Origin of the sequence: Mesorhizobium sp. M8A.F.Ca.ET.207.01.1.1 (assembly GCF_004794715.1) — a bacterium.
GTDB lineage: Bacteria > Pseudomonadota > Alphaproteobacteria > Rhizobiales > Rhizobiaceae > Mesorhizobium.
This window is the reverse complement of record NZ_SRUS01000013.1, coordinates 148,317-158,899: the sequence shown is the minus strand read 5'-3', so window position 1 is coordinate 158,899 and position 10,583 is coordinate 148,317. Positions and strand designations below refer to the sequence as shown.

At 58.5% G+C, this 10,583-nt stretch carries 11 protein-coding genes and 1 pseudogene; 10 read left to right on the top strand and 2 right to left on the bottom strand.

Features of this window, described 5'->3' with window-relative positions; genetic code table 11:
• Positions 1-11: 11 nt before the first annotated feature.
• Positions 12-365: a hypothetical protein gene (locus EN850_RS29665; protein ID WP_135917264.1), complete on the bottom strand. Its 354-nt coding sequence runs from the start codon at positions 363-365 to the stop codon at positions 12-14.
• A 192-nt stretch (positions 366-557) separates the two neighbouring features.
• Between EN850_RS29665 and EN850_RS29660 the strand changes: the two genes are divergently transcribed.
• The 3 genes from EN850_RS29660 (at position 558) to EN850_RS29650 (ending at position 1,883) form a co-directional block, all read left to right on the top strand.
• Complete coding sequence (locus tag EN850_RS29660) at positions 558-908, top strand: hypothetical protein (RefSeq protein WP_135907004.1); 351 nt, start codon at positions 558-560, stop codon at positions 906-908.
• Between the two features lie 319 nt (positions 909-1,227).
• The gene (locus EN850_RS29655; protein ID WP_027145347.1) at positions 1,228-1,437 is read left to right on the top strand and encodes a cold-shock protein; all 210 of its coding nucleotides are present in this window, start codon (positions 1,228-1,230) and stop codon (positions 1,435-1,437) included.
• A gap of 170 nt (positions 1,438-1,607) precedes the next feature.
• On the top strand, positions 1,608-1,883 hold the full coding sequence (locus tag EN850_RS29650) for a hypothetical protein (RefSeq protein ID WP_135907006.1): 276 nt from the start codon (positions 1,608-1,610) through the stop codon (positions 1,881-1,883).
• A gap of 144 nt (positions 1,884-2,027) precedes the next feature.
• Here the strand turns inward: EN850_RS29650 and EN850_RS29645 are convergent.
• Positions 2,028-2,757: pseudogene (locus EN850_RS29645) on the bottom strand (IS5 family transposase).
• A gap of 589 nt (positions 2,758-3,346) precedes the next feature.
• Here EN850_RS29645 and EN850_RS37775 point away from each other — a divergent pair.
• The 7 genes from EN850_RS37775 (at position 3,347) to EN850_RS29610 (ending at position 10,572) form a co-directional block, all read left to right on the top strand.
• Entirely contained in the window at positions 3,347-3,904 is a 558-nt protein-coding gene (locus tag EN850_RS37775) for a cold shock domain-containing protein (protein ID WP_135917263.1), read from the top strand.
• Between the two features lie 179 nt (positions 3,905-4,083).
• On the top strand, positions 4,084-4,329 hold the full coding sequence (locus EN850_RS29635; protein ID WP_135880728.1) for a hypothetical protein: 246 nt from the start codon (positions 4,084-4,086) through the stop codon (positions 4,327-4,329).
• 580 nt (positions 4,330-4,909) lie between these two features.
• Positions 4,910-5,212 carry a hypothetical protein gene (locus tag EN850_RS29630; protein WP_135880727.1) on the top strand — a complete coding sequence of 101 codons (303 nt, stop codon included), beginning with the start codon at positions 4,910-4,912 and terminating at the stop codon, positions 5,210-5,212.
• 142 nt (positions 5,213-5,354) lie between these two features.
• Complete coding sequence (locus EN850_RS29625) at positions 5,355-7,280, top strand: PAS domain-containing sensor histidine kinase (RefSeq protein WP_135907010.1); 1,926 nt, start codon at positions 5,355-5,357, stop codon at positions 7,278-7,280.
• A gap of 85 nt (positions 7,281-7,365) precedes the next feature.
• Positions 7,366-8,364 carry a sensor histidine kinase gene (locus EN850_RS29620; protein ID WP_135881131.1) on the top strand — a complete coding sequence of 333 codons (999 nt, stop codon included), beginning with the start codon at positions 7,366-7,368 and terminating at the stop codon, positions 8,362-8,364.
• Positions 8,365-8,631: 267 nt separating this feature from the next.
• Entirely contained in the window at positions 8,632-10,209 is a 1,578-nt protein-coding gene (locus EN850_RS29615; RefSeq protein ID WP_135917262.1) for an HD domain-containing phosphohydrolase, read from the top strand.
• A gap of 90 nt (positions 10,210-10,299) precedes the next feature.
• Positions 10,300-10,572: a hypothetical protein gene (locus EN850_RS29610; protein WP_135907014.1), complete on the top strand. Its 273-nt coding sequence runs from the start codon at positions 10,300-10,302 to the stop codon at positions 10,570-10,572.
• Positions 10,573-10,583 lie beyond the last annotated feature (11 nt).

The following is a 10,583-nucleotide window of genomic DNA, read 5'->3' as shown; positions in this document are numbered from 1 at the left end:
CGAAACCTACCTCACGTCGCCCGCTCTCCGCTGGCGTCGCTGATCTTGTCCCTGACGGCCTTTTCGGTTTCCGAGGCTGCGGTTTTGACGACGTCAGAAACTGTGTTGATGATCGAAGCAGGATCGGCGCCGAAGCCCTTTTTGTCGGCCTCGTCCTTGACTGTTTGGTAGGCTTGAGCGGCAACATCCTTGGCGCCTTCGACGCCTTGATGGAGCAGGTCGTTCGCCTTGTTGCGGATAGCGTCGCTCGTTTCACCGAGCTGTTGATCCTCGAATTCGGTGCGTGGAAGCATTACTCCTACCGCTGTCCCGAACGCCAGGCCCAGAGCCGCCAGCATCAGCGGTTCCCGGCGCATCAGGTCCACGGCTGCGGCCGTAGCCCTGAATGCCAAGCTCGACGAACCGCTACGCGCCTCGGTGGGGGCAGACAGCACGACAGCCAAGATCGACGACAAGGAACCCGAAGAAATCGAAGCCGAGCGAAAGCGGCGACAGAACGACCGCTGATATCGCTCGATGCAACGCTCAGCCCATCTTGGCGGACCGGGGGCGTAGGCATGACCACCACCGTCAACCTCGAACATCTTTCCGGCAGGCGCGTGCTGTCGCCACGCGGCAAAAGCGTAGGCCATATCGAGGAGATACGCGCCGAACAGGTAGGCGGCGATCTCGTCGTGACCGAATTTCACGTAGGCATCTATGCAGCGCTCGAGCGGCTTTCTGCTTTCGCTATCGGCTCCGCATTACTCGATCTTTTCAGCCTGCGCCGGCGAGATGGCTTCTATCGCATCCCCTGGGATATGCTCGATATCTCCGATCCGAAGCGGCCGCGTTTGCTGTGTCCGATGACCGAGCTCACTCATATGAAAGGGCGAAGCCAAACCTTGCCGGCTAAGGGAAAGCGATGAGGATGACACGCCTGGCTGAGGCGAAAGCAGCCGTACTGTTGCCATCGAAAGCAGGACTCATGTGACGGGAGCGAGAAAAGATCCGATCAAAACCGGCGCCGACGCCAAAAAAGTTGAAGTGACAATTTCCAAAACCAAAAGTTGACGTCGCCATTGCGGGAGGATATGAATTCAATTGTCGATATTGCTTGCTGAGCTTTGGTTATCGCGCGTTTGGCACCGCGCCCTGAACGAACCTTCCCTTCAAAATCGTCATCGTCACAAATCGGCAGCGCTCTCGCGTTGCCGACGTCCAATATTGCTATGAAAAGGGTTCATCATGACCACTGGCACAGTTAAATGGTTCAATTCCACCAAGGGTTTCGGCTTCATTCAGCCTGACAATGGCGGCGCCGACGCTTTCGTTCACATCTCTGCCGTCGAACGTGCAGGAATGCGCGAAATCGTCGAAGGCCAGAAGATCGGCTACGAAATGGAGCGCGACAACAAGTCGGGCAAGATGTCCGCCTGCAACCTGCAGGCCGTCTGATCGGGTTCAGCTTTCCTTTGACCACGGATGTACTGGCACTGTTGAAAGCATGAGACCAAGCGAGGTCAGGCAGAATTGCCTGACCTTTTTTATGTCCGGCCGACCGACCCACCAGCTCGCGCGTGTTCCGCCGCCTCTTGTCGATGGCCGTCAAGATCAAGGAGATCTGGATGTCCGAAAAAACGAGCGAACTTCAAACCATCAATACCGCCTGGCAGATCGCCATCCAGGAAATCCTGCGAATGGTCGTGAGGGATATCTACAGGATAGACGGCGAGGCTGCGTTCAAGTCACATATCAAGCGCATCGAAGAGGCTGCGGTCGACAGCATTTACACTGGCCTGATGCTCAGAGGAACCGACGAGTGGACGGAGCTTCTCGTTAAAGAGAAGGCCAGCAACTTCGTCACTTCGCTTCTGACATCCTTCACATTCAATCAGGTCTGAGCGCCAACGGCAGCCTTCGCGAGAACGCCTCGTTGGCCTTTGCGCGTCACGGCACCTTTTTAATTTAAGCTTCCATGTAGTTGTCGCGAAATCGCACGCTCATTCCGGCACATGCATCAGCCCGCCCGAATGTGCTCGCACACCCTAGGACGTAGGCTCATTACCGCGTAGCCAGATGCGGACGGAGACGAGTTTGAGGGCGGCAAGATAGTTTTCTGCCAGCTTGTCGTATCGAGTTGCGATGCGACGGAACTGCTTGGCCTTGTTGCAGAAGCGTTCGACGAGGTTGCGCGCCTTGTAGAGGAAGGGGCTGAAGCAGATCGGGTCCTTGCGATTGGCCTTGGCGGGATATTGGCCCATGCATTTCGCCTGGTGACGGCGTTGCGCAAGGCGTTGGCATCATAGCCCTTGTCGGCGAGCGGCATCGCACCCTCACGCAAATCCGTGATCATGTCTGCTGCGGAGGCGATGTCACTCATCTGACTTGCCGTGAGCATCAGTTTGATCGGCCTACCATTGGCTCAGCCCGCCTCGGGAGCGACCGAGACAAAGATCTCGGCCCCCTTTTTGCCGTCGCACCTTGCTGATGGACGCGAACAATGGAGGTGTCTATCATCTGCGCGTTGCCGTCATGGCCTTTGGTGACGGGGTCCATGAGGCGGTCCCACACACCTGCTTTACGCCATCGGACAAAGCGATTGTAGCAGGTGGTGCGGGGGCCGTATCGCTCTGGCAGATCGCGCCATTGCGCACCGGGTCGCAGCACCCAGAAGATGCCGTTCAACACGCGGCGATCGTCTACGCGCGGCAACACCTCGGGCAAGAGCGGCTCGATCACAAGCCATTCGGAATCGGTCAGGTCATAGCGGCTCATGCAGAGGCTGAATCACATTCCATTGCAATTTAAAAGCCGCCAATAGGCGAACGACCCCATTGCGGACAATGGCTGCAGCGATATAACTCCATGTATGCAAAGGTCCTTCAGCGTCGGAACACATGTTCGTTTAGTTGGAACGCCGCCAAATCTTGTTGATGCAGACGATCTTCAAACCGCAACTCTCTTCCGCTTATGCCTCGGAAAGACGTTCCCAGTCAGGGAAATGTTAGACGGCATGGCTGCTTTGGATGTCGGAGAGATATTAGGTGAACCGTCGTATATGCACACGATCTACGTAGAGCCTGAATTCCTTGAATTCGCTACGGGTTGACAAGCACCGTCCGAATTCCACCCCTCTTGGTCACTCCGCATTTATGAGTTCACAGGCTAGAGCAAGCATAATCCTTCACGCGGTTTCAGCGGGGCTCCAGATCGGGCTGATGCCTGACCGATTCCATCGAACGGATTTTCTCCCGCACCTTCGACGGGGGAGTTTTCCAGTGCGCCACGTCAGCAACTGGATTGATATTGCTCGCTGTTCACTGCCGGTGATAATGCAATCTTTTCCTCTAGGGTCAGTGCTGGAATGGGCAAATATCGGGAACACCGTCAGTCGCGGAGCCAAGGCTTCGAGAGCGATAATCATCATGAGAGTTCGGAACCGAGTTATTTCGACCGCAGGCCAGCACCACCCCAGACTTCGTCAGCGACGACCTTCTTACATGATGCTGAGGTACTCTGGTTAAACGCGGAGAAGGGTTTCGGCTTCTTGAGGCTCAGCGATGGTTCCGATGCCTTCATTCACTTCTCGAAGTTGCAGGCTGCGGGACATGACAGCCTTCCCGAGGGGGCACGCCTGAAGGTCCGAACCGAACCCGGCCAGAAAGGAGCCCAAGTTGTCGAAGTTGTCTCTGTAAGCCTGGGAGACGGTGCGTCCTCCCCAAAGGTTGTGAAGCGATCCGCCGAAGCCTCGGTTCCTATGCAGGAACACGACGGGCAGGAAGCCGCCGGCGTCGTGAAGCGATACGATCTGAACAAGGGGTTCGGATTCATTGCGTTGGATGGCGGGGAGAAGGACGTGTTTGTCCACGCGACTACTTTGACCGCAGCGGCGTGGCAAACCTCGAAGTCGGCCAGAAGGTGATGATCACTTACAGTCGAGGCCATAAGGGGCTTGAGGCGCGAACAATTCGTCCGTGCTGATCGGACGCTGCATCCAGTACTTGCGTCGTGCATCCCATAACAAGACTGCAGCGGCGTAACACCGGGGAAGCGGTATAAGAGTTTTAAGATAGATTCGGTGTCGCCGACGGGGAGTGTCCGATGACAAATGTGGTGACGCTGCACGGCGACAAGCGGTGGAAAGCCGTGCTTGAATATCAGCACGAGAATGGACCCATCACCATCGAGCACTTCTTGGAAGAGATTACCGAACTGCACTTGATCATCGAGCACGGACCCGACTGGAATACGCTCATCCGCTGCACGGTCACGCTGAACCGGCCGGACGGTGGCGAAGAACAGAACAGTGTCGAAAAGGCCTGGCAGAACGAACGAGGATCAGGGTGAGAAATCTGGCCACAAGGATCGAACGATACGCCAACGAATCGGGTGTCGGCTAGACGCTTGTGTGATCGAGTCCTAGATCGACGGCATCGCAATGTGGGTGGGTAGTGGGGCGGGAGCGGGATGGTTTGCAGCGGTGATCCATGCGCTGAGGGTCAACGTTGAACCACTCGATCCTTGGCGTTAACGCTGGCTACATCACACGCAACAAGCTGCCTGCGCCAGCAAGCAGGAAGCCATCTCATGTCAGGTACTGGAGGCCGGTCGATCGCGTCAGAAAGAAGCGAAGCATGGTGCATTTACTTGGCCGCACTTGCCGGCAAGCGCCTGCTCTCTCACCTGATGAGCAGCAAGGACTAACTCATACATGTCGCGGCTTCGGGTCGTTAGATGGCTCATTGCAAGACCCACTATCCAACATAAACACGAAAGCCTGGGCGGCCGCACGCTTGTGATCGCCGAAGATTCTCGTCGGCGCGGGTGGGGTAGGACGCAGTTTGGGTTGACTGCTGTGTGTAGACGCCCATATGACGCAATCTGCGCTTGGCGTCCAAAGCGCAAAATTTACGCGGAAGGAACGAAAATGGGCGAAAAATATGCCAACGCGCGCGAGCACTTTTTCGCTGCAATCAGGACATTGGCTGCCTCCTCCGAGAGCGTGCAAACGCGTCTGATTGATGCCAATGTTAATATTCTCAATGTGACGATCGATGAATTCGACGGTGACCGCGAGCTCAAAATCAAGTTTGCCAAGATTCTTGATCTCATGGCTGTCGACCAAGACGATATGGAAATGGTTGCGGTCGAGACCGCGGCGCACATGACGGATTTTGAAGCCGTTAAAGTCGCCGATTTGATTTGCGATTTTTATACCGAGCTCACCTAGCTCCCCACACATCATTCGTCTTCGCCCCTTGGGGGGGCGAGGCTGGAACGACATTGGCTTGTCGCTGCGGACTTGTTGAGTGGAACTATATTTCACCCGGTCCGTTCGTACCCGATGTGCCTTCAGAGCGCCGGGGTGTGGGATGAGCCTGCTTAATGATCAGCATGCGGTAGAGCCTTCCGAGGCCCGATATCGTCTCCTCGTTGAGTCGATTAGCGACTATGCCATATACCTGATGGATCCAGATGGCACCGTTGTAAGCTGGAACGCGGGGGCGGAGCGTTTCAAAGGTTACCGGTCGGAGGAAATCGTCGGGCAGAACTTTGCAAGGTTCTATTCCGAGGAGGACCGCGACGCGGGCGTGCCCAAGCGCAACCTCCAACTGGCGGCCAGGGATGGGCACTTCGAGGAGGAGGGATGGCGATACCGCAAGGATGGTTCGCGGTTCTGGGCCAGTGTGGTCATCGATCGCATCGTTGATCCAGCGGGAACCGTGGTGGGATTTGCCAAGATCACACGCGACCTGACGAAGAAGCGAGCCCAGGAAGCGGTACTGCGGCGAAGTCAGGAGCAGTTTCGGTTGCTGGTCAAAGGGGTAAGGGACTACGCGCTGTTCATGCTCGACCCAGAGGGCAATGTCGTAAGCTGGAACGCGGGCGCCGAGCGCATCAAGGGGTATACCGAGGAAGAAATCGTCGGGCAGCATTTCTCGCTATTTTATACTCAGGAAGATCGCGCGAGTGGCGAGCCGCAGAAGAATCTCGAAACTGCCCGGGCGGCGGGCAACACAGAGGTGGAAGGCTGGCGCGTTCGCAAAGACGGGTCTTTGTTCTTTGCCCATGTCGTAATCGACGCTATTTACGATGATGGGGGCAACCTCATCGGCTTCGCCAAGGTCATTCGGGATATCACGGACCGTCGTGACACTCAGCGGCAGCTCGATCAGGCACGCGAGGCCCTGTTCCAGTCCCAGAAATTGGAGGCGATCGGCCAGTTGACCGGGGGCGTCGCACACGATTTCAACAATCTCCTGATGGCCGTTTTGGGCAGTCTCGAGATTGTCGCCCGACGCAGCAAGCCTGATCCCCAGGTTACGCCGTTTATTGATAACGCTATCCAGGCGGCTCGGCGGGGCGCTGCCCTCACGCAACGCATGCTGGCTTTTGCCCGCAAGCAGGAACTTGCGATGCAAGCCGTCGATCTCGTCGATACCGTGCGTGGCATGGCGGACATTCTGGATCGCACCCTTGGCCCATCCATTGTTGTAACGACACGGTTTCCGGTATCCCTGCCGCTGGTCCATACGGACCGGGCGCAACTTGAGTTCGCGCTGCTCAACCTAGCAGTCAATGCGCGCGACGCGATGCCAGACGGTGGCACGCTGGTCATAGCTGCCGAACGGCAGGAGACTTCTCCCCGTGACGACGCTCGGCGGGCCGGACGCTATGTGGTGCTTTCGGTAACCGATACCGGCGAAGGGATGAACGCCACCACGTTGTCTCATGCAGCTGAGCCCTTCTTTACGACCAAAGGTGTTGGCAAGGGGACAGGCCTTGGTCTCTCGATGGTGCATGGGCTCGCCGAGCAGTCAGGCGGACGATTCGTGTTGTCCAGCGAGCCCGGCAACGGAACGCGAGCGGAGTTGTGGCTAGCGCTGGCGCCCGGTGAACTCAGTTCGCCCGAACCACCGGCCGCCGTGCCGGTGTTCACGGCAATGGATGGCAAGCGCGTTCTTGTCGTGGATGACGATGCTCTCGTGCTCCTGAACACCGTGACGATGGTCGAGGATCTCGGACATCAGGTCTTCGAGGCAACATCGGGCGAAGAAGCCCTGTCCATTCTTGATAAGGAAAGCATCGACCTCCTCATAACGGACTACTCGATGCCAAAAATGACCGGTGGCGCGTTGGCCGCGACGACGACGACGCGCTGGCCACACATCAAGGTCCTGATCGCCACCGGCTACGCGCAAATGCCAGACGACTACAAAGGCAAATTCGAACGTCTGGGGAAGCCGTTTAGCGAACAGGAACTGAAAGTGGCGATTGGGCGGACGCTGACGTTATAGCTGGCCTGTTGTCCTGCTCAAACAACGCACGTACAACGCTTCCTGGGCTACCGCTGCTTGCAAATTTTGCCCAATGAAAGTCGTCATGCCGTTCAGCGACAAAGACCATCCCCTCAACCAGGTTGATAACCTCAAGCGCGCCTTGCATGCTGCCGGGGTTGCTCTCTGGTCATGGAGCGTCGAAACCGATGCTTTTGCCATGGATGAGCAAGGATTCAGGTTGTGGGGGTTGCCACAGGCGGATCAGGTGACATTCGAGGATTTATCGTCCCGGATCCATCCTGCGGATCGGGACAGGGTGCGTGCCGCATTCACCGCAACGCGGGCGCTGGTAGGCGCCTACGAAATCGATTTCCGCATCATCCTTGGCGAGGAAATTCGTTGGATTTCTGCGCGTGGTCTTGGAAATGACGAGGGATTGCACAATGGGCAGATGTCGGGGGTATTCCTCGATGTAACCGGCCGCAAACAGGCGGAAGAGGGGCATGAACTCCTGGCGGGAGAGATGAGCCACCGGGTCAAGAACCTGCTGGCGATTGCCACTGGCTTGACCAACATCACATCTCGCTCCGCGACATCAGTCACGGAAATGGCGAGGGAACTCACACAACGGCTGACCGCCCTAGGAAGGGCGCACGACGTCGTTCGACCGCTAGCGGGTAACCAGGGCCGCGCCGCACTGATCGGTGATCTTATAGCCGTTCTGCTGGCTCCCTATGATGATCAAGGAGCTTTCAGCGGTCGTATCCGTGTAGCCGTTCCGCGAATGGGCGTAGGTGAACAGTCTGCCATGACCTTGGCCCTTGTGATCCACGAGCTCGCTACCAACTCCCTCAAATACGGCGCCCTCTCTGTGAGATCGGGGATGTTGGACGTCTCGGGAACGTCATCTGATAACGAGGTTTGTATTGTGTGGACCGAGCGCGGGGGTCCCTTCGTAGCGTCGTCCGGCAGGGAGGGGTACGGCAGCCAGTTGCTGAACCGCAGTGTGACTGGCCAGCTTGGAGGCTCGATCGTCACGGATTGGTCAAATGAAGGTATAATCGTGACTGTCAGGATGAACGCCGAAAAACTGTCCCAATGAATGGTAATCTTTTTCCCGGGGTTCGAGTCAGTAGAGCGCTACATCGCAAGACCCACTATTGAGGACGCGATCTTTTGCTGTCGTCGGCATGCGGCGTCACCAGCAGGTTGGAGCCATTGTTGGTGGCAATGATGGATGGGGCAGATAAATATATGAAGCCTAGAAACCGAACATTCTGTTTCTCGCAGGCTCCACATCAGGCTTGGAATTTTTCCCCTAGGTAAGGACGGCGCACGCGGCTAGCATAAGGCTCACTGGGGGTGGGCGATGACAGACGTCTCAATACGCCGGGCGGATTTCATGATGGTCCTGGCCTATGCTTCGGACCTCGCCACGGGCCATTCTCGCGACTTCGCACTGAAATCCTGCGTACTTGCAATGCGGATCGCCGAGCTTGCGGGTGTTTCCAATGAGGTTCGGCGCAATGCCTACCACCAGTCCATGCTGCGCTATGTCGGCTGCAATGCCGACACGGACCTTCTGTCGGCCACCTTCGGCGACGAAATTGCGCTCCGCCAGGACCTTGTCGGCCTCGACATGGGCAATCGTGCGGAATTGGGCAGGGTCTTCGTGCAGGCGTTCAAGCGGTTCTACTACGATCTCGAGCCTGACGCGCAGGCGAGGGCGATCGAGGCCGCGATGTCGCAAGCGCTCGTGGTGGCGCGCCCGGTGCTCACAGCGCATTGCGAGGTCGCGCAGCGGATAGGCGAGCGGCTCGGCCTGTCGGACGAGATCCGGCGCAATCTCGGGCAAATCTACGAACGTTGGGACGGCAAGGGCCTGCCGCGTGGGCTGAGCAGTGACGATGTCCTGCCCGCCGTACGCCTGATCACGCTGGAGCAGGATGCCATCGCGCTTTGCGATGCCGTCGGCATCGAAGGGATGGCCGAAACCATCGCCGGTCGTGCCGATGGCCCATACGAAGCGGGCCTGGCTCGACTCGTCTCGTCCAATGCGGCGATCCTAATGGATGGCATCAGCGCGACTGTCGACCGCGAGACCATTTTGGCGCTTGAGCCCGATCCGCCGGTGACGCTTGACGAGAAGGCTTGCGACGAGGCGTTCCTGGCCATAGCCGACATGATCGACATGCGCATGCCGTTTACGCAGGGCCATTCGAGGATGGTGTCGGAACTGGCCACGGGTGCGGGCAAACGGAGCGGGTTGCCCGATCCTGACGTTCGCGCGCTGCGCTGGTCGGGCTGCATCCATGACATCGGCGAACTCGTCGTGCCGGTGGCGACCTGGATGCGGAACGGTCCGCTGTCGGTGCGCGAGCGCGACGCGGCGCAGCTTCACGCCTATTATGGTGAGCGGGCGCTGGCCTCGTTCGGCCGCGAGGGCGATGCGATGGCCGCCCTCGTGCTCCGCCATCACGAACGCCTGGATGGCTCGGGCTATCACCGCAAGGTCGGCGGCTCAGACCTGTCCCCGGCGGCACGGATCCTGGCCGCAGCCGAAGCCTTCCAGACATCACGGGAGGAACGTCCACATCGCAAGGCCTTATCCAGCGAGGCAGCGGCAACGCAGTTGCGCGCCGCCGTGCGTGACGGTTGTATCTGCCCTGACGCCGCAGAGGCCGTGTTGTCTTTCGCGGGACAGCAGTCGCGGCGGGCTTTGCCGCGGGCGCTGGCCGGCATGACGGCGCGCGAAATCGAGGTGCTGCGCCTGATCGCCGCCGGGCTCACGGCGAAAGAGGCGGCACGCAAGCTTGATATCTCGCCCAAGACCGTGGACCACCATATCCAGAACGTCTATTCCAAGATCGGCGTGACCACCCGCGCCGCCGCGGCACTCTATGCGGTCGAGCACGGCCTTATCCGACCGGGCGAAACGCAGGCATAGGGAATCCACCCCATGTGGACCCGCTCACGGGCGCGCATCGTGATCCTGTCGACGGACCAATGGTGGCCGCGACCGACAGGAGGAAATCAGATGCTTCTCGCAACGACCAAAGTGGCAGATGTCGACCACTTCATCCGTATCTTTTCGACCAAGGGCGCCGACAAGCGTCGGCTGCACGGCTCGAGCGGCGCGACCGTCTTCCGCGACCCCAGCGAGCCCGATCGCGTCTGGGCGATCTTCGACTGGGACGCCGAGGGCTGGAAGAATTTCGTGTCCGATCCGGAGGTGCCAGCGATCCTGCAGGAAGCCGGCCATGTCGGCAAGCCGCAGGCGGCACTGCTCCTCGGCCATTACGAAGCCTGAGGTCCCGCCCT

What these genes read in the sequence shown, in the direction of transcription:
- EN850_RS29655 (WP_027145347.1), top strand. Translation starts at nt 1,228, where the DNA reads ATGACCACTGGCACAGTTAAATGGTTCAATTCCACCAAGGGTTTCGGC.
- EN850_RS29660 (WP_135907004.1), top strand. Translation starts at nt 558, where the DNA reads ATGACCACCACCGTCAACCTCGAACATCTTTCCGGCAGGCGCGTGCTG.
- EN850_RS29620 (WP_135881131.1), top strand. Translation starts at nt 7,366, where the DNA reads ATGCCGTTCAGCGACAAAGACCATCCCCTCAACCAGGTTGATAACCTC.
- EN850_RS29630 (WP_135880727.1), top strand. Translation starts at nt 4,910, where the DNA reads ATGGGCGAAAAATATGCCAACGCGCGCGAGCACTTTTTCGCTGCAATC.
- EN850_RS29650 (WP_135907006.1), top strand. Translation starts at nt 1,608, where the DNA reads ATGTCCGAAAAAACGAGCGAACTTCAAACCATCAATACCGCCTGGCAG.
- EN850_RS29615 (WP_135917262.1), top strand. Translation starts at nt 8,632, where the DNA reads ATGACAGACGTCTCAATACGCCGGGCGGATTTCATGATGGTCCTGGCC.
- EN850_RS37775 (WP_135917263.1), top strand. Translation starts at nt 3,347, where the DNA reads ATGGGCAAATATCGGGAACACCGTCAGTCGCGGAGCCAAGGCTTCGAG.
- EN850_RS29610 (WP_135907014.1), top strand. Translation starts at nt 10,300, where the DNA reads ATGCTTCTCGCAACGACCAAAGTGGCAGATGTCGACCACTTCATCCGT.
- EN850_RS29635 (WP_135880728.1), top strand. Translation starts at nt 4,084, where the DNA reads ATGACAAATGTGGTGACGCTGCACGGCGACAAGCGGTGGAAAGCCGTG.
- EN850_RS29625 (WP_135907010.1), top strand. Translation starts at nt 5,355, where the DNA reads ATGAGCCTGCTTAATGATCAGCATGCGGTAGAGCCTTCCGAGGCCCGA.